The organism is Acinetobacter sp. GW821-FHT01E09 (genome assembly GCF_059422385.1).
On record NZ_JBWKWU010000001.1, the window covers coordinates 2,436,295 to 2,455,214 of the forward strand.

General features: G+C 36.7%; 18 protein-coding genes. 12 read left to right on the forward strand and 6 right to left on the reverse strand.

Annotated elements, in window-relative coordinates; all coding sequences use genetic code 11:
• Nucleotides 1–342: 342 nt before the first annotated feature.
• Nucleotides 343–1,122, reverse strand: a complete 780-nt coding sequence (locus tag AC07U8_RS11180; RefSeq protein ID WP_494737888.1) for an APH(3')-VI family aminoglycoside O-phosphotransferase — start codon at nucleotides 1,120–1,122, stop codon at nucleotides 343–345.
• A gap of 242 nt (nucleotides 1,123–1,364) precedes the next feature.
• Nucleotides 1,365–2,201, reverse strand: a complete 837-nt coding sequence (locus tag AC07U8_RS11185) for an enoyl-CoA hydratase/isomerase family protein (protein ID WP_494737889.1) — start codon at nucleotides 2,199–2,201, stop codon at nucleotides 1,365–1,367.
• A 99-nt stretch (nucleotides 2,202–2,300) separates the two neighbouring features.
• On the opposite strand from AC07U8_RS11185, the gene AC07U8_RS11190 reads away from it, so the two are divergent.
• Complete coding sequence (locus AC07U8_RS11190; RefSeq protein ID WP_096734229.1) at nucleotides 2,301–2,711, forward strand: winged helix-turn-helix transcriptional regulator; 411 nt, start codon at nucleotides 2,301–2,303, stop codon at nucleotides 2,709–2,711.
• Between the two features lie 295 nt (nucleotides 2,712–3,006).
• Here the strand turns inward: AC07U8_RS11190 and ybaK are convergent, their stop codons facing one another.
• A complete protein-coding gene (gene ybaK / locus AC07U8_RS11195) occupies nucleotides 3,007–3,474 on the reverse strand; it encodes a Cys-tRNA(Pro) deacylase (RefSeq protein WP_096734230.1) in 468 nt (155 codons plus the stop codon).
• A gap of 158 nt (nucleotides 3,475–3,632) precedes the next feature.
• Here ybaK and AC07U8_RS11200 point away from each other — a divergent pair, with 158 nt between their 5' ends.
• The 8 genes from AC07U8_RS11200 (at nucleotide 3,633) to AC07U8_RS11235 (ending at nucleotide 11,649) form a co-directional block, all read left to right on the forward strand.
• Complete coding sequence (locus AC07U8_RS11200) at nucleotides 3,633–4,268, forward strand: CDP-alcohol phosphatidyltransferase family protein (protein ID WP_004719997.1); 636 nt, start codon at nucleotides 3,633–3,635, stop codon at nucleotides 4,266–4,268.
• A 28-nt stretch (nucleotides 4,269–4,296) separates the two neighbouring features.
• Entirely contained in the window at nucleotides 4,297–6,045 is a 1,749-nt protein-coding gene (locus AC07U8_RS11205) for a bifunctional alpha/beta hydrolase/class I SAM-dependent methyltransferase (RefSeq protein WP_151802178.1), read from the forward strand.
• 542 nt (nucleotides 6,046–6,587) lie between these two features.
• Nucleotides 6,588–7,946 carry a phosphatase PAP2/dual specificity phosphatase family protein gene (locus AC07U8_RS11210; protein ID WP_494738596.1) on the forward strand — a complete coding sequence of 453 codons (1,359 nt, stop codon included), beginning with the start codon at nucleotides 6,588–6,590 and terminating at the stop codon, nucleotides 7,944–7,946.
• Nucleotides 7,943–8,371, forward strand: a complete 429-nt coding sequence (locus AC07U8_RS11215; RefSeq protein ID WP_494737890.1) for a hypothetical protein — start codon at nucleotides 7,943–7,945, stop codon at nucleotides 8,369–8,371. Before AC07U8_RS11210 ends, AC07U8_RS11215 begins: the two co-directional genes overlap by 4 nt.
• Before the next feature lie 318 nt (nucleotides 8,372–8,689).
• Complete coding sequence (locus AC07U8_RS11220; protein ID WP_096734234.1) at nucleotides 8,690–9,430, forward strand: lysophospholipid acyltransferase family protein; 741 nt, start codon at nucleotides 8,690–8,692, stop codon at nucleotides 9,428–9,430.
• On the forward strand, nucleotides 9,427–10,371 hold the full coding sequence (locus AC07U8_RS11225; protein ID WP_494737891.1) for a phosphatidate cytidylyltransferase: 945 nt from the start codon (nucleotides 9,427–9,429) through the stop codon (nucleotides 10,369–10,371). Before AC07U8_RS11220 ends, AC07U8_RS11225 begins: the two co-directional genes overlap by 4 nt.
• Before the next feature lie 28 nt (nucleotides 10,372–10,399).
• A complete protein-coding gene (locus tag AC07U8_RS11230) occupies nucleotides 10,400–10,981 on the forward strand; it encodes a hypothetical protein (RefSeq protein WP_004821805.1) in 582 nt (193 codons plus the stop codon).
• 131 nt (nucleotides 10,982–11,112) lie between these two features.
• A complete protein-coding gene (locus tag AC07U8_RS11235; RefSeq protein ID WP_004821807.1) occupies nucleotides 11,113–11,649 on the forward strand; it encodes a lytic transglycosylase domain-containing protein in 537 nt (178 codons plus the stop codon).
• A gap of 121 nt (nucleotides 11,650–11,770) precedes the next feature.
• Here AC07U8_RS11235 and cysK read toward each other — a convergent pair whose 3' ends face one another.
• The gene (gene cysK, locus AC07U8_RS11240) at nucleotides 11,771–12,769 is read right to left on the reverse strand and encodes a cysteine synthase A (RefSeq protein WP_154130056.1); all 999 of its coding nucleotides are present in this window, start codon (nucleotides 12,767–12,769) and stop codon (nucleotides 11,771–11,773) included.
• Between the two features lie 232 nt (nucleotides 12,770–13,001).
• On the opposite strand from cysK, the gene plsB reads away from it, so the two are divergent.
• Entirely contained in the window at nucleotides 13,002–15,203 is a 2,202-nt protein-coding gene (plsB, locus tag AC07U8_RS11245; RefSeq protein ID WP_270382444.1) for a glycerol-3-phosphate 1-O-acyltransferase PlsB, read from the forward strand.
• A 154-nt stretch (nucleotides 15,204–15,357) separates the two neighbouring features.
• Here plsB and AC07U8_RS11250 read toward each other — a convergent pair whose 3' ends face one another.
• Nucleotides 15,358–16,038, reverse strand: a complete 681-nt coding sequence (locus AC07U8_RS11250) for a class I SAM-dependent methyltransferase (protein ID WP_270382445.1) — start codon at nucleotides 16,036–16,038, stop codon at nucleotides 15,358–15,360.
• A gap of 32 nt (nucleotides 16,039–16,070) precedes the next feature.
• A complete protein-coding gene (locus AC07U8_RS11255) occupies nucleotides 16,071–16,700 on the reverse strand; it encodes a TetR/AcrR family transcriptional regulator (RefSeq protein ID WP_034615342.1) in 630 nt (209 codons plus the stop codon).
• A 516-nt stretch (nucleotides 16,701–17,216) separates the two neighbouring features.
• Here AC07U8_RS11255 and AC07U8_RS11260 point away from each other — a divergent pair.
• Together AC07U8_RS11260 and AC07U8_RS11265 are read left to right on the forward strand one after the other, a co-directional pair.
• Nucleotides 17,217–18,458 carry an OmpP1/FadL family transporter gene (locus AC07U8_RS11260; RefSeq protein WP_494737892.1) on the forward strand — a complete coding sequence of 414 codons (1,242 nt, stop codon included), beginning with the start codon at nucleotides 17,217–17,219 and terminating at the stop codon, nucleotides 18,456–18,458.
• A 193-nt stretch (nucleotides 18,459–18,651) separates the two neighbouring features.
• Nucleotides 18,652–18,897 carry a hypothetical protein gene (locus tag AC07U8_RS11265; protein WP_270382447.1) on the forward strand — a complete coding sequence of 82 codons (246 nt, stop codon included), beginning with the start codon at nucleotides 18,652–18,654 and terminating at the stop codon, nucleotides 18,895–18,897.
• The last annotated feature ends 23 nt before the right edge of the window (nucleotides 18,898–18,920 follow it).

Sequence of the window (18,920 nt, forward strand, 5' to 3'; positions counted from 1 at the left end):
TAAAATACTATATGGCTGACGGATAGATAAAAGACTAGGAAAAGAAAAGCAGACAAAAAAATACCATCGATAATAAAATTGGTTAAAAACGCTGCACGATGAAATTTAAATAAACTTGTAAAGCTAATAAATTAACAATTTTATATTCATAAAAACTTAAATCACAAGTTAAGCTAATAAACAGTTTTACCTATTTTAAATAAGTTCATTTTAAAAACCAAAGTTTAGATTCATTGGTGATATAAAACTTTAAATCAGTGGCTCCACTAACTCTCTTCACTTATTTATTTAAAATTTAGCGACGTAAAAAGACAATTAAGTATTTTTAGATAATGCTTGGAATCAATTCAATTCATCAAGTTTTAAAAAATAATTCCTTTTGTCAGGTCTATCATTTTTTAAATGCTTTAAAAATATTTTAGCAGTTTCCTCCGATGCATCCTCTCTTAGGCAACGTTCAACAAAGGATATATCTACAAATTCATCTGCTAACCCAGCACGGCCAAGATCTAAAAAATAAATTTCATTGAATTTATCTATAAAAATATTACTATCCGTGATATCGCCATGAGAAAAAACCAATCTTTCTTCAACACGAGTCTCGGTTAACTCATTCCATAAACTTAGGTAAGTTTTATGATCTCCCCATAATTCAGCCTCAAAATCATCTTGATCTATATCGTCAAGGAGTTGGTTATCAATAAAAAATTTTGACTCTTTTAACCGATGATCAATGTTTGAAATAAATGGACAATCAATAATAGCAACTGAATTTAACAGATTGAGTGCCTCCTTATAGATAGCAAGCAATTCTTGGTCTGTTAAAAAAAGCGCTGAAATTGGTTTTGCATTGATCGCTTTAGTGATCATGAATTCAAACTGCTCATCCTGAAAAGTCATGATGAGTTCAGGCACCTTTAATTTCTCAGAGAGCCAACTCAACATTTTCGCTTCACGAGAGACACTGTATGTGGTCTCTGTATATAAAGTGCTAGATCGCTTAAGAAAAAAAGTTTCATTATTTCGATTAAAAGAATAAACATCCGATGGCGACTGACCAATTTTATTTGGCTCTAAAACGCTGTTTCCAATAAATTGTTGAATGATATTGGGCAATTCCATCAAGTTTTCCTTTTATTCAGCATTAAAAACCCCGCAAATGCGAGGCCTAGTAAATAGATGATCTTAATTTGGTTCACTGTAGCAAAAATATGGCTTATTCCCTATAGATGATCAATACTTCAAACTATTGTCATCGCCTCTCAATTGCATAAACTGTATTAGACTTAAAAAGTGGGGGCAGTATTTCTCTGTCTCAAATCTCAAGAATAAGCTAGAGCAGAATATTAGACAGCAGCAAGACCTCAAGATGCAGATAAATCGCGGAGTAGCTGCTCCAAATCCTGTTCGCCTACTTTTGTTTGAGCACCTGCCTGCAAGCCGCCACGAATGAGTTTTTCAGCAGCAGGACGCGCAAACAGACCAGCCCATTCCTTGTGCTCTCGAAGGAAGTCTTCGCTTAAATCCGCAGGTGGGATTGCTTTCTTTGCAGCGGCGATGACCCCGTCAGGTAAAGCTGCAATATTTGTGGCAATGCGATGAACAAAAGCGTCTAATTCATTTGCCGGAAGCGCACGATTTACCCAACCATATCGTTCAGCTAGCAAAGCGTCAATAAGGTCAACACCAAGAATTACCTCTAATGCACGCCCCCGTGTCATACGCTGTGAAAGATATTGAGTACCACCACCGCCAGGAATAATACCCATCAATGCCTCACATTGGGCGAGGCCAGCACGCCCAATAGCAGCAAATGCCATGTCCACTGCTGCCACAAATTCGGCACCGCCACCACGCGCCAAGCCTTCGAGCTTAACAATCGTTACTTGCGGCTGTGCCTGAATCATCTCTCCCACAGCCTGAAATGGATTCAATCCATTGGGCACATCTTTCGCGAACTGGTCAAAAGCGTGTGGCTCATCAATCAAGGTCATATCTACATGAGCGATGAAAAACTCAGGATCAGCGCTTTGGAACACGATTACACGTGTTTGTGGGTCATCACGTACCTGAGTGAGAAAAGCTCGAATATCACTCATCAAGGCAACATCCAATACATTAACTGGTGGATTGTTAATACTGACAGTCGCCACGCCTCGATCATACTCAATGTGAAGTGTGGAATAAGTTGGAATGGTCATCATATACCCTTGATTTTAGCTGTGTGCAATCATGGTATCCTATGTATACTTAGTGTCAATTACGCACCTTAAGCATCCTAAGTATCTTGGAGCATACCTATGAACCCTGATCACGATCCAATCTACCGTGCCGACTGCCCAAGCCGTGCCATTCTCGATCAAATCGCAGACAAATGGTCAATGCTGGTTTTGATGGTGTTACATGAACCACGTCGCTTCAACGCCATCAAACGGCGCCTTGATGGTATTACCCAACGTGTATTGACACAGACACTTCGCAAGTTAGAACGCAATGGTATGGTGACACGCACCGTTATAGATGGGAAAACGCTGGGCGTGGAATATGCCTTGACGCCACTTGGTCAATCACTCAAATTACCTTTTAACGCGCTCTACGACTGGACCGTCGAGAATATGGACACCATTCAGGTGTGCCAATTTCGCTATGACCAATCTGATGATGTTATTCGCACAGCGACCACCCAGCAATCAGGCATAACACTGAAATAACGTGTGTAGTCGCTAGCTTGAAATATAAGAGTTTGGCTTGTTCGTCCAAAATCTGATGAATATAGAAAAGATTATTTAGGTTTTAAAACTACCACCTGTTTTGCTTACTTAATTTTGTTCCTCATTCATCTATTCAATAAAAACCACCGCAAAGGTAGTTCATATCTTGAATGAATGACAGTAATCTTTGTCTGTAATTTTCAGTCCTATTGTCTCAGTGGAGTCAATATTTTTGTGCGTGACATAATGAGTCACATTATTTTTTTTAATTAAAATTCATCAATAAAAGGATAGATTATTCATCAACAATATCAACAAAATTTGCACCTAACACCTTGGCTAAGTCTTGAGGTTTCACTCCGATGTCTAAACCACGTTTACCACCACTGACATACATCATTGCTAATGCTGTTGCGCTAGCATCAATCACCGTTTTTAAACGCTTTTTTTGACCTACAGGACTAATTCCACCGACTAAATATCCAGTTAAACGCTCTGCATCTTTAGGATCAGCCATATGTAGTTTTTTACAAGCAAAAGTACTCGCCACTTTCTTTAAATTTAATTGATGGTTCACTGGAAGGATGGCAATAAAATAGTTTTTATCATCTGTCACCATCAATGTTTTAAACACTTCTTCAACATTTAAACCTAATTTTTCAGCAGCCTCTAAGCCAAAACTTTTTGCATTTACATCATGTTCATATTCATGAATTGAAAATTCAATTTTATTTGATTTTAAAACTTTACAAGCAGGTGTCATAGAATAAACAAGATCAAAATTAAGAAGACATTTGAATTATAGGACTATTTATATAAATTTTAAAATAACAATACAAATTTAAATGATGAAAATTAATACTTGTAAAATCATGGATAACTTGATTAAAATCCTGTCATATACCTTATATTACTAGAACAATGCCATCAATCTATCAATTAAAACCAGCATTTCAAAACTTACTGCGCCCTTTTGTTCAAAAGCTTTTTAATATCGGAATCACGGCAAATCAAGTCACCTTATTAGCGATGTTTATATCGCTCGGTTTAAGCTTTTTTCTATACCAGTATTATCTGAATCATGCTGTAAATGGGTGGTTATTGCTCTTTCCCTTGTGGATGCTGCTACGAATGGCTTTCAACGCCATCGATGGAATGCTTGCCCGTGAATTTAAACAACAATCCAACTTAGGTGCGTTTTACAATGAGTTGTGTGATGTTATTTCGGACACAGCACTCTATCTATGCTTGATTGCTTTTGGCTTTATTAATGCAAAATTACTGTTATTGATTGCTTTCCTTGCAATTCTAAGTGAATACACTGGTGTAATGGCGCCACTGATTGGGCAAGAACGTCGTTATGACGGTCCAATGGGAAAAAGTGACCGTGCATTTTGGTTTAGTTTAATCACAGTCGTGATTGTCGCCTTGCCATTATTCACTACAAATTTACAACTTCTCGGCTTAATCTGTAATGGCATACTCATTTTAATTGGTCTGCTGCTTAGTTTAACCATCTATAACCGAATTAAAAATAGCTTAAAAACAGCTTTATAAAACAGTTTCATATTCAGGGTAAATTCATATGTATAACAACAGTCATCACACCTTTAAGAGTCATGATGGAACAGAATTGTTTTATCAACATTGGGCAACCAACTCACCGAGCGAAACAAAAAAAGCCATTCTTCTGTTTCATCGTGGACATGAACATTCAGGACGTATGGCACATTTGGTCAAGGAACTCAATTTAAGTGATTTTGATTTCTTTGCATGGGATGCCCGCGGTCACGGCGATTCCCCTGGTGAACGCGGTGATGCACCTAGCTTCTCAGCATGTGTAAAAGATATTCAATATTTTGTCCAACATATTGAAGAAAACTATGGTATCGATGCCAAGAATATTGCTGTAGTTGCACAAAGTGTAGGTGCGGTATTGGCCGCAACATGGGTACATGATTATGCGCCTAAAATTCGCGCCTTGTGTCTCGCGTCCCCGGCTTTTGACATTAAGCTTTATGTGCCATTTGCCGAACCAAGTTTAAGAGTTATGGAAAAAATTCGCGGTAATTTTTTCATCCAAAGTTATGTTAAAGCCAAAATGCTGACCCATGATGAAGAACGTGCCCAAAGCTATGATACTGATCCTAAAATTGCTAAAGCAATTTCGGTGAGAATGTTGCTTGGACTCTATGATGCCTCAAAGCGTATCGTTGCAGATTCACAAAACATCTTTGTACCAACTCAAGTGTTATGTTCAGGTTCAGATTTTGTAGTTTTTCAAAAACCGCAACGTGAGTTTTACCAAAAGCTTCCGCATCCTAAAAAAGAATTACATATTTTAGATGGCTTCTTTCACGATACTTTAGGTGAAAAAGATCGCCATATTGCAACAGAAAAAATACGCCGATTTATCCAGCAATGTTTTGCGGTTGAATATCAAGCTCCAGACGTTTTAAATGCGGACAAAATTGGTCCAAGCTGTGCTATAGCAGAAGATCTTAGTTCACCATTACCCGCTAAATCAATGAAGAATGCATTTTGGGAAATCACCAAAAAGAATCTAAAAATTGGTAGCCATTTATCTAAAGGCTTAAAAATTGGTGAAGATACCGGCTATGACTCTGGAAGTACTTTAGATTTTGTCTATCGTAACCAATCTGAAAGTAGCAATCCTATAGGCAAAATCATTGACCGCCAATATTTAAATGCGATTGGTTGGCGTGGGATCCGTGTTCGTAAACAGAACATTGAACATTTGGTACAGAAATATGCGGATATTCTGATTAAAAAACGCAAACCATTGAGAATTATGGATATTGCATCTGGTCATGGACGTTATATTTTAGATGCTGTGGTTCAACTACCAAAACGACCAGATTCGATTTTATTACGTGATTATAGCGATATCAATGTACAAGCTGGTCAACAAATGATTGCATCACGTGGACTCAATGACATTGCTGAATTTGTTCAAGCAGATGCATTTGATACACAGTCTTTGGCCGCTGTTAAACCGAAACCATCACTTGCCGTGGTTTCGGGTTTATATGAGTTATTTGCAGACAATGATTTGCTACGTCAATCACTTGAAGGCTTAAGTAAAGCAATCCTTAAAGATGGTTATTTGATTTACACTGGTCAAATTTGGCACCCACAGCAAGAATTTATTGCGCGTGCGTTAACTTCACATCGTGAAGGTGATGCATGGGTAATGCGTTTACGCTCACAAGCGGAAATGGATGCACTTGTTGAAGCTGCTGGCTTTAAAAAGGTTGACCAATGTATTGATGAATTTGGAATATTTACCGTCTCAGTCGCACAGAAACTTTGACACCATGTAATCAAGTTAGGATCAATCAAATGCGTAAGGATGCGCACTTAACTTAAAATGGATTAAAGAATATGTACACACTTGAAGATATGCGTAGATTTCCACTTTGGCCTAAAAACCAATTCCGTCTGAATTATGATGTAGATTTTGATGGTGATAATTATGAATGGCGTGAGTGTGTAACACATATTTTAAATGTATTAGAAAAAATTTATCCTATTAAGGTCATTTCAGAACCGCCTTTCGAACCATATGAAGATTTTATTGAACTTACATATTTAATTGGCGATGAAAAAATAACAATAGGAAATGATTTTGCATTTTCTACAATTTGGATTCAAGCAGATAGCGTAGAATTTGCTTTGGAAATTAAAAATATCCTTTCTCAAGAGGTTCACCTACCTAAAGAAAGACTTTTAAAACCAAATCATTCAATAACTGAAATGAATACTCTATCTGATTCTGAATCACACATTACGGATACAGAGATTTTTTCTGATTATTCTAAAAATCTCCAACTTTATCAACTTAATAAAAATTTTATGAGCAATAATCTAATCAAAGAAACTGGGACATGGAAATGGGGCGTACTTTGCTTAGTTTTTCTTGCGCCTTTCTTTTTCCTCACTTATGGCTTTGCAAATCAATATGCATCAGGTCTGAGTGATGTTCCAAGTATTGTCTTTGCTTGGGAAAAGCATATTCCACTTTGGGCTTGGACGATTGTGCCATATTGGTCAATTGACCTGTTTTATGGCCTCTCCTTATTGCTTTGTTGGAACAAGTTTGAGCTTAAACAACAAGCGCTTAGGCTATTTTTAGCGCAAGTGATTTCGATTAGTTGCTTCTTACTGTTTCCTTTAAAGTTTAGTTTTGAGCGCCCACCTTTAGATGGTTTTTTCGGTCTATGGTTTGATGTCCTGATGGGCTTCGATAAGCCCTTTAACCAAGCGCCCTCATTACATATTGTTCTACTGATTATCCTTTGGGATTTCTATCGCCGCCATGTATCTGGGACATGGAAATATTTGGTCGATTTTTGGTGTGTGCTGATTGGAATTTCTGTACTCACGACATGGCAGCATCATTTTATTGACCTTCCAACAGGAATACTGGTTGGCGCTTTATGCTTATGGTTATTTCCAATTTCAGTAAAATCCCCATTTAGAAAAGATGGACTGCAACTTTTAACAGCAAAACATTTAAAGCTTGGTAGTTATTACCTTTGTGGTTCAGTGATTTTCTTTATCTTAGCCTACGAGTTTAGACCTTGGGGATTGTGGTTAATTTACCCTGCTGTGAGCCTATTTATCGTTGCACATAGCTATAGTTTTGTACGTCCACATTTTTTTCAAAAACAAGAAAATGGTAAAATGACGGTTGCTGCGCAAATACTGCTTGCGCCTTATTTAATCTTTGCGTGGCTTAATAGTCGTATTTGGACAAAAAAACATCCCGAAGATTCTTTTATCATTCAACATGAACTTAAAAAAATCTATATTGGAAGAATTCCAACACAACAAGATCACCACCAATACAATGCAATATTTGATTGTGTTGCTGAGTTACCCTTAAACCAAGCAACAGCATATCAGCAATATCTCAGTCTAGATCTAATTCCATTACAAGCCAATCAGCTTGAGTTAGCCGTAGCGCGATTAAATGATTTAATGTCTAAGCTTGAACAAAGCTCTACCCAAAATATTCTTATCTTTTGTGCCTTAGGTTATTCAAGAAGTAGCGCTGTACTCACCGCTTGGCTGATTCAACAAAACCAAGATGCCAATATTGATGAAATGGTAAACATTATTCGTAAAGCTCGCCCTTGGGTGGTATTAAAACAAGCTCAACTTGAAGAATTAGAAATTTACCATCTAAAACTGAAAGGTTTAGCGCCATGAAAATGAATTTTTATGTGGTTGCGCAACTGTTGTCTGCAACCACAGCTATATTACTTTCAGGTTATTTGGCTTTTGCCTTATCTATTTTTGCCATCCTGTTCAAAGGCTGGCAATCCTTTGAGTTTTGGACGTTCATTGTCATTACATTGTTATTATCTGGGCTTCATCACTACCTCTCATTTAGAGTTAAGTTTGATGCTCAACTCATTAAAATGATTGCACGAGAATCCCAAACTGAATCTATTGAAAACTTAACCCTGCAATTTGATCAAACCCTAATGAGTATGAAATTGATGCCCGCATCCAAAGCAGGTCGTGATTGGTCACAGCGTTTTGCAGGATGTTTTAAACTTTTAAAACTTCAAATTGCTTTATTATTGCTACAATATCTGGTTTTAATGATTTTGATTTCTAGAATTATTTAGAGCTATTTTAACCTCAACTGATACAGTTTTAGCTGATATATTCAATTGTTATTGTATGATGGTTTGAATCATCTTAAATCAAGAAAATTCTCAGCTTCTCAGCAGTGAAGATCTTGAAATGCTATAAAATTCTTCTATGATTCAAAAAATAGAAATGATAAATTTATAAAAGGAGACCAAGCTTTTTACTTTTTATTCAAAACTAAGTTTGGTTATATTTTTATTTTAATCACTTAAAAAGTAGAATTTTATACTTTAATCATCTTATTATACAGCTTGCCCCACAATAAAATGCTTCAATATCAATCGGCTTAGAGAATGAATCAACTACCTGAACAACGTTCCGAACAAGATAAAGAGTCATACAATAAACCGTCTTTAGAGCAAAAGACTCAACACTTAGATTCATCTAATGGAAATTTAGCATCACACTCTATTGCTCGCTTTATCGCATTTTTGACACGCCGTGGCGCACGGCTCTTAACTGGTGCTCGTAGCTTGTGGGTTGGTTGTCAGCCTGAGATGAAACAACGTATTTACTATGCCAATCACAATAGTCATATCGACTTTATCTTATTATGGTCTTCACTTCCCAAACTGATTCGTCGTAAAACTAAACCTGTGGCTGCTTCAGATTATTGGCTGAAAGATGGTTTTAGACAATTTTTAATTAAAGACACCTTTAATGGTGTCACGATTCAACGTAATCGTGAAGATAATGCAGACCCTTTACAACCTGTGAAAGACGCTCTTGCTCAGGGTTATTCGATTATTTTCTTTCCTGAAGGTACTCGAAATCTTGATGATGATCTTGAGCTATTACCTTTTAAAAGTGGCCTTTATAACTTACATAAACAATTTCCTGAGATTGAGATTGTCCCTGTTTGGATTTCAAATCTAAGACGTGTCATGCCAAAAGGTTCTTTTGTTCCTTTGCCTTTACTGTCTACTGTATGCTTTGGCTTTCCTTTAGAACAACATTTAGAAATGGATAAAGCCACATTTATAGATTATGCACAGAAGCAGCTATTACAATTAAAAGAGGTTGAGAATCAATGATTTTAGATAATCTGAATAAAACCTATCTTTTATTTGGTATTTTTGCGGGAATTTTAGTTTTTGCCTCTAGTGTGGGATTTATTCTCAAACAAAAAGCTGGGCAAAAGCCTTCATCAGTAATTGATAATTTAAATGCACGAATCAATGCTTGGTGGGTGATGTTGATCGTCATTGGCGCAGCAATCCTATTGGGTCAAGCTGCATTTATTGTCTTATTTGGGATTATTTCCCTGTTTGCTCTACGCGAATTTACCAGTCTATTGCCAACACGGCGTGGTGATTATTTCCCTTTACTGATCGCCTTTTATTTTGTTATTCCCTATCAATATTATTTGATCTATATCGACTGGTACGGCTTATATTCAATTTTTATTCCACTTTATGTATTTTTACTGATTCCGATTGCCAGTTTAAAACAAGAAGATACCAAACACTTCCTTGAACGTAGTTCTAAAATTCAATGGGGACTCATGGTTTGTGTTTTCTGTATTTCCCATGTTCCTGCATTACTCAATTTAAAACTAAATGGTTTTAAAGGTGAACCGATTTGGTTAGCAATCTGGCTAATTATGGTTGTTCAAGCATCCGATGTTTTGCAATATGTCTGTGGTAAGCTTTTTGGAAAGCATAAGGTTGCACCTGTCTTGTCACCATCAAAAACAGTTGAAGGCTTAGTGGGTGGTATTGTTTTAGCCACAGCTTTAGGTGTTGCTATGGCATGGCTCACTCCATTTAGCTACCTACAAGCTGCATTGATAGGACTGGTTGTGTGTATCTTTGGCTTTTTCGGTGGTTTGGTGATGTCAGCCATCAAACGTGACCGCGGTGTCAAAGATTGGGGACAGTTGATTCATGGTCATGGTGGAATGTTAGATCGGATTGATTCTATCTGCTTTTCTGCACCCATCTTCTTTCATATTTTAAGATATTGGTGGAGTTAGTGAATAAATATGATTGTGAGAGATATAGATGAATTACAAAATAATATTTACAATGCTCTGTGTAGGTTTTGGTCTGCAAGGGTGCAGTTTATTTAATCAGTCTGAATGTAATAATCAACAAGTGACTGATCGTGTAAAAAAACTCTACTCAAGTCAGGTAAATATCAGTTTTGGATCAAAATTAAATCAACTTACTCAACAATTTAATCCAAATGCAAACAAAACAACAAAAACCATACCTTCTATAGAAGGAATCACTTTAACTAAAATAAAGCGATTAAATCTGGAAAAATTACAGGCTGATAAAGACAATCAGGATTCACAAAATCTAATCGATTTGATTACTGATCGTTTTGAAGGTGCACAATATATTTGCCAAGGTGTAATTCAACAAGAGATTAGCACCAATGTACTTGCAGATATGACCAAAGAACTTTTAGATAAAGACTCAAATGTGATTGAAGAAAATAAATTAAATATTCCAGTAATTTATGCTCTGTACCAGCACAATGGAAATCAACAATTTGAAGTCCAATATACTGCTCAGAATCCATTGCATTTAATGTTGGCAATAATGTTACAGAAAAAACAAGCAAAAATGACGAAATAACGCCTAAATAGCAAGCAACCAACAGCTTAAGATACAAATCACGAATAAATCTACCAATTTTCATAGATTGACAGGTTTAAATCAGCTACTTAACATCAGGGCAATCTTGGATACATAGCATTGGTTTTATTTTGAATTTTCAGTATCAGTTAAAAATAATTTCTGCAGTAGGCTTAACACTTGCGATCACAGCATGTTCGTCTTTGGGTGGCGGCTCTGTGCAAAAACGTGCTGCTAAACTATCGACTGGAATCCAAAAAGCCTATTCTGTCTCTCCCGATGTTGCCAATCGTGTATCCCCAATGATTGTACAAAGCGCAGATCAATATGATGTAGATCCTTTACTGATCGCAGCGACCATCCGTCAAGAATCGAGCTACCGTAGTTATGTCACCTCTCCATCTGGTGCTGTTGGGCTTACCCAAATCATGCCGCGTTATTGGCAACAAGCTTGCCCTGGTGATTTGTTTGATGAATATACCAATGTTCGCTGTGGCACTATGATCTTGGCAAAATATAATCAAAGTGCAGGAAGCTGGAAAAAGGCCTTAGCCTACTATAATGTTGGACCCACAAATTACCAAACAAATCGTAAAATGAAACGCCAAGGTAAACGATACGCGAAACAAGTCAAACAACATGAAAAACAGTTAAAGTCTTCATTATAAATTTTAAGAATAGAAACTGAATATCAATAAAATAAACCCACTCTTGCAGATACTTGAGCGGGTTTATTTTTTAGTCTATGACAATAATACACAGCATAGATATAGACGATTTAATTTAAACTTAATCTGCTGAAATATCTTCAAACAAAACGGAAGACAAATAACGTTCACCCGCATCTGGAAGAATCACCACAATGGTTTTGCCTGCATTTTCAGGACGAGCAGCTAATTGTGCAGCAGCAGCTAACGCCGCACCACTAGAGATACCGACAAAAATACCTTCTTGAGTGGCACTTTGACGGGCAAAATCAATCGCTTCTTGGTTGTCGATAGCAATAACTTCATCAACTAAGTCTAAATCCAAGTTTTTAGGAATAAAGTTTGCACCAATCCCTTGGATCTTATGTGGCCCAGGCGTTAAAGTTTCACCGCGTTTGGTTTGTCCAATAATTGGTGAATCTGCGGGTTCTACAGCAACGGAGTAAATCGCTTGCTGCTTGACCTTTTCAAAATAACTTGAAATACCTGAAATAGTACCGCCAGTTCCGACACCAGCAACAAGAATATCGACTTTACCGCCTGTTGCAGCCCAAATTTCAGGACCAGTTGTTGTCTCATGTATTTTAGGATTGGCTGGGTTTTCAAATTGTTGCGGTAAATAATATGTTTCAGGTTGTTCTGTTGCTAAACGTACTGCCTCATCAACTGCGCCTTTCATACCTTTTGCGGGCTCAGTTAAAATTAAATTTGCACCCAACGCTTTTAATACTTTACGGCGCTCTATACTCATACTTGCTGGCATAGTTAAAGTGATCGCATAACCTTTTGCCGCTGCTACAAATGCCAATGCAATACCAGTATTTCCGCTGGTTGGTTCTACAATATGCATGCCTTTTTTCAAAAGCCCCTTCGCTTCTGCATCTGCAATAAGTGCAGCGCCAATTCGATCTTTAACAGAAAACGCAGGATTACGACTTTCAATTTTTGCTAAGACCGTTGCGCCACCTGTAATAAGACGATTGATACGAATAAGTGGTGTATTTCCAATTGCCTCAGCATTATTAGAATAAACAGCAATACCTAAGTTTTCAGTTGCTGGAAAATTTGGATCTGTAGACATGACCTTTCCTTGAATTTAAATGAATTTATATCAATCTATCATAATGCTTTTCTATGAAACTTTGATATTGAGTAACTGAATTTAATTATACCAATATCGAAATAGTTTATTGATAAAAATCATAAGTTTAGTTTTTAGGCAAAGTGTTTGACCGATTTGTCGTCAAATCAAACTATATATTTGTATATTATTTCAAGCATAATAACGATATGACTCATATTTAGAGAATATTATGGCAAGCAATGCTTATCAAAAATTTTATCGTCAATTTACAAAAAAAATCTTAGATAAAATCGTCAGCCCACAAGTTTTAGGCGATACAAAAACTCTTGAAAATACAGTTAATGATCCAAACACAGCTAATTTTCCGATTTGCTATGTCATTCAAGATGACTCAACTTCAAATAAAGTCTTGATCGACAATGAAACAGAAAAAAGAAAACTCAGCCCTGCTTTTGCGCCACTGAATCTAGGGGCAGATTATCAGGAAGATGATCGTTTTATCACTTTAGAACCTACCAAAAGCAATGCTTCTGCATACTACCCAGATAAAATTATTCGCTTAGTCGAATATTTATTGAAACATCCTGAGCAAGATGTGCTTTTAGTGCCAACAACGATTTTATGGGGACGTGCACCAGAGAATGAAGATAGCTGGTATAAAGCATTGATGACCGATGCTTGGGCTAAACCAACGGGCATTAAACAAGCACTCAACATTACCCTGTATGGCCGTAATAATTATATTGAATTCCATCAAGCAGTTTCTTTACGCCAGTTAATTGACTCAGCCATTGAACTCACCCCCAATTTTTCACCAGCGCATTATGTGGTGACTGAGCTCAATAAACAATTTAATGGCTATAAAGAAGCAATTCTTGGTCCTGATATTTCAGATCGTCGCAATGTGATTAACAAACTCATGGTGAGTGATGCGGTCAAAGAAGCCATTCTCAATGAAAGTATTCATAAAAAAATCAGCATTAATGAAGCCGAAGCACTCGCGCATAAATACCTCGATGAAATCGTCTCTGATTTTTCTTATTCAACCTTACGCTTTGCTGAAATTGCTTTAACTAAATTATGGACCCAGCTCTATGACGGTATCGAAGTACATAATTTCGATACAGTTCGTGAACTTGCCAAAGATTATGAAATTGTCTATACCCCTTGTCATCGCAGCCACATTGACTATTTGTTATTGTCTTATGTGATTTATAACCGTGGCTTGATGGTTCCCCATATTGCAGCAGGTATTAATTTAAATATGCCTGTGGTTGGGCAACTGATGCGTGGTGCAGGTGCATACTTTATTCGACGTAGCTTTAATGGTAATGCGCTTTATACCGCTGTCTTTAAAGAATATATCTACAGTATGCTCAATCGAAATACACCAATGGAATATTTTATTGAAGGTGGTCGTTCTCGTACTGGACTTTTATTGCCGCCTAAAAAAGGGATGCTCGCAATGACCATCCAAAGTTATTTGCGTGGGGATAGCAAACCGATTGCCTTTATTCCAACTTACTTTGGATATGAAAAACTGATCGAAGGCAGTTCATACATAAAAGAACTGGGTGGACAGAAAAAACAAGCTGAATCACTATTTGGACTACTTAAATCTATTCAAAAGATTGAAAAAGTCTTTGGTGTTGTCCACGTCAATTTAGGTGAACCAGTTTTCCTGGAAGAGATCTTAAAAAAGAACAATGCACCTCAACGTGTTGCTTTGCATGAAGAGATGCCTGAGTCTGTTAAAGCCACGGTCAATGATGTTGCATTTGATATTTTGGAAAATATCAATAAAGCCGTAGTGATTAATCCTATCAGTTTGATTTCTCTAGTCTTGTTAAATGCACCAACGCATGCTTTGGCAGAGCGTGAAGTATTGGTACGCTTAGAGCAATTCCGCAATCTACTCAAACAGCATCGTTATGATGATCGTATGCAAATCACCGAGCTTTCCAACACAGAAATCATTCAATATGCCATGAAGCTTAAACAAGTTGAATTGATTGAGCATGATAATGAACGTTGGGTGAAAGTCAGTGATATACAGGTGGGCTTGCTTAAGTATTTCAGTAATAACATTCTGCACACGTTTATCCTGCCAGCACTGATTGCCAAAGTATTGCGTGTTGAAACAGAGCAGCAGCAATTTGAGATTTCAAAATCTGATTTATATACCCAAGTCATCGAACAATACCCACTTATACAAAAAGCCTTCTTTTTAAAATGGGATGAGTCTGAGATTGAGAGTGAAATCACACAAATTGTCGATTATTTTGTTGCGGAGAAATTAATCACACTTGAAGCAGATCAAAGCATTAAGATTTCAAATGCAGATCCTAAAATTCGTTTACTTTCCGCCCTTGCTCATCTATATGATGTCAATGTGGTGAAAGAACCTGAAAAAGAAAGCAAAGAGAAATAATCCTTTATGTTTTGGTTTTGATCTGCAATAAAAAAGTTCCTTCAACCATTTGGATAAGGAACTTTTTTATAAGCGTATATAGCTCATAGAAATATGACTGATTGATTTACTTTAAAGCAAAAAATGATTTTTAGTTATTACTTAGAGGTTTTTCTTAATCCGTTTTAAATGCAATAAAACCATGATAATTCAATACTTGAGCAAAGTTTTCCACACGCTTAAAACCTGCTTGTATATACAAAGCACTCATTTCATCAACAGAAATTAAAGCAAAATCTTGTTCAATACGATCGGTCATAAGTTGCGCCTGTTTTTCTGTTAATCCGGTTGCTAAACTCAGATTTTTTAAAGCTTGTAATTGTTTGGTATTCGAAATTTCCATCAGCTCATAACTTAAACATAGACCAGTATTGCTTAGGTGATTTGCAATATCTTTTAAGAATTGTGCTTTTGCATCAACTGGAACAAAATGTGAAACCAAAATCGCCAAAGCCACATCAAAATTCTCATCGACTTGTTTAAGAACAGATGTATCACCTTGTATAAACTGAATTCGAGAACAAAGCCCTAAATCTGCTATATGTTGTTTGGCTTTATCAATCATATTTGCTGCAGGATCGATTGCTGTAAAATTCCAATGAGGAAATTGCTCAGCCAAATATTGCAGTTCATAACCTGTACCACATCCCACGACTAAAATCTTCGCTTGAGTCGATACATAGCTCTTTAATACAGCATGGACTTGTAAATGTATCAGTTCATAACCGGGAATTAATTTACGAATATGTGCATCATATCCTTCAACTACAACTGGATTATTAAAGTCCTTTGCCATTTCTTTAAGCCTTGCAATGATGATTAATATTATTATTCCTGAGGATGTTTGACTTTCACTGCCTGTAAACAAAAATCAGCGATTTGTTTTACAAAATACTCTTTATAGCTTTTATCAAAACGCTTGGTCTTGGCGATACTTAAAGGTTCAATCACAACAAAAGTCATTGCACCCACGATGCACAATGCCGTGGTGTTTAAATCCTCAAAAATAAACTCACCTGAATGACGTCCTTCGGTCAAAATTTTAATAATACTTTCTTTAATCAATTGCTTGCTTTGAAAACGTTCTAATTCAAATTGAGGATCGACAGGTTCAAACAATAAAGAATAAGACAGTCGAGGGCTGTTCATTGCCCTTTTTACAAAGGTTGTGACAGCTCGATCTAATTTTTCTACAGCGCTGAGTTGGGTATGTGCAATATCATTGAGAATATTGACTTCGATATGAATCGCCGCATTTAAAACTTCAATCAGTACCTGATTTTTATTTTCAAAATAACGATAGACCAGTCCACTTGATACGCCTGCCCGATCTGCAATCGCTTGAATTTGTGCATCTTTAAATCCTCCTTGTGCAACCAGTTCTCGTGCAGACAATAAAATCATCTCGCGGTTCTGTTGCATTTTCTCTTCCATGACAGAGGATCTTTTATAGTTCATAGCGATATGCAAATTCCATTCCAAATAAACTGGCAGCGAATAGTTTACCCTGTTGATACCACAAGGTAATTTAGATTAAATACTAATAAATTTTGCAGCAATAAGCTATCCACCTAGATCGCTTGATTCAATATTTAATAAATCATTGATCAACTTAATCATCTTGTTGAGGTTATTTTGTACCATTACTGATCTATCAATTCCTCATCGATCAACGCATTCATTTTAAATTACTTCTTTTTAGAAAATGATCTTTTTTAAATCAGCGATTGATCCTTCAATATTCTTCAATGATCTAAGGCAACTTCTTAAGACAATGCACATATGAATTGTCCGATAATCCCCCCTTAAATTGGTCATTACACCCCTTTATTAAATCCAGTAAAAATGATTCACTAAAATCATCAAGCTTTCAGATAAAACTTAAATAAACTAATAGCTTAACCTCTATTATTCACTATAGTTTTGTCTGAATTTTATATGCGAAATAAAAAAAACATTCAAGGAAAGAAAAGCATGAAAACTCAATCACTCATTCTCAGTATCCTCAGCATTTTACCCACTGCTTATACTCATGCAGCTGCGATGGATCAATCTGGACAATCGATACTGGCGTTTCTTGAAGACAAGAATTATTTCGAAGCCAGTATTGCCGCAGTTGACCCGAAAGTATCAGGCAAAGTCCGAAATCGACCTGATTTAGTTAATGCAGGCAGCAATGATTTGAGTACAGGTGATATGGCACAATCATATCAATACTATAATGCAGCATTAAAACTGCAAATCGCACCAAAAGTTTCCTTTGGGCTCATCTATGATCAACCTTATGGTGCTGCAATCGAATATCCTTTACGTAGCAATAATACCTTCTCTGATACTGAAATCAGTATGAAAGGTACCCTTGCGGATGTTGATACTCAAAATATTGCGATGCTATTTGGTTTTCAGCCAGATGCTCATTTTAACCTCTACGGCGGTGGCGTATACCAGACAGTCAAAGGTAAAGTGTCTTTACGTGGTAATTCGATGAATGTGTTTAATGGCTATGATGCCAACTTTAAACAAGATAGTGCTGTTGGATGGCTTGCTGGTGCTGCTTTTCAGATTCCTGAAATTGCTTTAAAAGCAGCAGTGACTTATCGTTCTAAAATCAAGCACAAAATAGATGCTCAAGAAACCATTTTTGGACAACCTTTAGCATTCACCACTGATAAAGATACAGAAATCAACACGCCACAATCGGTAAATTTAGATTTTCAAACTGGTGTATATAAAGATACGTTGGCATATTTAAATGCGCGTTGGGTAAATTGGAAAGATTTTAGAATCCGTCCAACACAGTTTGGTGCACTCACCGAACTGGCAACAGCTGAGTTAAGCCAAGGCCTATATGCTGGCGGATTTAATCTTGATGACTATCAAAAAGACCAATACAGCATCACTGTTGGTTTAGGACATCAGTTCACACAAAAATGGGCTGCGTCGGCTGATGTTTCATGGGATTCAGGTACTGGAAATCCTGCTTCTGTATTGAATCCTACCAAAGGCGGTTGGGGCTTAGGGTTGGGTGTTCAATACAATCCTGCTGACAATTACTTTATCGCAGGAGGCATCAAATATATTTGGATCGGGGATGCCACGGCACAAGATGGTACCTATTACATTCCGATACCCGGTGCTTCAGAAATTGCCCAACAAGGTGATTATCGTGACAACAATGCCATAGGCTATGGTTTAAAAATAGGTTACCGTTTCTAATGCTCAATGCGTGATCTTGTTAAAATTATTTTTTAGCGTAGACTTCATTCTAGTGTATATACTTGAGAATGAAGTCTTTTTCTTTTTATTCAAAGACAAATTCATTTTTCCGTCATTTGTATACGCTATAAATTTTAATGATCAATATGAATAAACCTCAGTAAAAAACCAACTTAAATTAAAGGATCAGAATATGAAATTATTACGTTTAATTCCAATTCTCGCTTTAGGCACTATCTTAACCGCATGTGGTGGTATGCCAAAGGAATGTGAAGAATCTTGGAAGCATATGGAAGACTTGGCAAAACAAAGTGGCATTCCTGAAGATTCACTAAAAGAACAGAAAAAAGCCTTTGAAGAAGAAATTAAAAAATTGTCAAAAGAAGATGCTATACAGGCTTGTAAAGCTCAATCTTCAATTTTAGGTATGGTTAAATAATAAATTTCCAAAACATTAAGCTA

Excerpts from the sequence above, each read along its gene's own strand:
- AC07U8_RS11180 (WP_494737888.1), bottom strand. The coding sequence starts at position 1,122 with ATGGAATTGCCCAATATCATTCAACAATTTATTGGAAACAGCGTTTTA.
- AC07U8_RS11185 (WP_494737889.1), bottom strand. The coding sequence starts at position 2,201 with ATGACCATTCCAACTTATTCCACACTTCACATTGAGTATGATCGAGGC.
- AC07U8_RS11190 (WP_096734229.1), top strand. The coding sequence starts at position 2,301 with ATGAACCCTGATCACGATCCAATCTACCGTGCCGACTGCCCAAGCCGT.
- ybaK (WP_096734230.1), bottom strand. The coding sequence starts at position 3,474 with ATGACACCTGCTTGTAAAGTTTTAAAATCAAATAAAATTGAATTTTCA.
- AC07U8_RS11200 (WP_004719997.1), top strand. The coding sequence starts at position 3,633 with ATGCCATCAATCTATCAATTAAAACCAGCATTTCAAAACTTACTGCGC.
- AC07U8_RS11205 (WP_151802178.1), top strand. The coding sequence starts at position 4,297 with ATGTATAACAACAGTCATCACACCTTTAAGAGTCATGATGGAACAGAA.
- AC07U8_RS11210 (WP_494738596.1), top strand. The coding sequence starts at position 6,588 with ATGAGCAATAATCTAATCAAAGAAACTGGGACATGGAAATGGGGCGTA.
- AC07U8_RS11215 (WP_494737890.1), top strand. The coding sequence starts at position 7,943 with ATGAAAATGAATTTTTATGTGGTTGCGCAACTGTTGTCTGCAACCACA.
- AC07U8_RS11220 (WP_096734234.1), top strand. The coding sequence starts at position 8,690 with ATGAATCAACTACCTGAACAACGTTCCGAACAAGATAAAGAGTCATAC.
- AC07U8_RS11225 (WP_494737891.1), top strand. The coding sequence starts at position 9,427 with ATGATTTTAGATAATCTGAATAAAACCTATCTTTTATTTGGTATTTTT.
- AC07U8_RS11230 (WP_004821805.1), top strand. The coding sequence starts at position 10,400 with ATGAATTACAAAATAATATTTACAATGCTCTGTGTAGGTTTTGGTCTG.
- cysK (WP_154130056.1), bottom strand. The coding sequence starts at position 12,769 with ATGTCTACAGATCCAAATTTTCCAGCAACTGAAAACTTAGGTATTGCT.
- plsB (WP_270382444.1), top strand. The coding sequence starts at position 13,002 with ATGGCAAGCAATGCTTATCAAAAATTTTATCGTCAATTTACAAAAAAA.
- AC07U8_RS11250 (WP_270382445.1), bottom strand. The coding sequence starts at position 16,038 with ATGGCAAAGGACTTTAATAATCCAGTTGTAGTTGAAGGATATGATGCA.
- AC07U8_RS11255 (WP_034615342.1), bottom strand. The coding sequence starts at position 16,700 with ATGAACTATAAAAGATCCTCTGTCATGGAAGAGAAAATGCAACAGAAC.
- AC07U8_RS11260 (WP_494737892.1), top strand. The coding sequence starts at position 17,217 with ATGAAAACTCAATCACTCATTCTCAGTATCCTCAGCATTTTACCCACT.
- AC07U8_RS11265 (WP_270382447.1), top strand. The coding sequence starts at position 18,652 with ATGAAATTATTACGTTTAATTCCAATTCTCGCTTTAGGCACTATCTTA.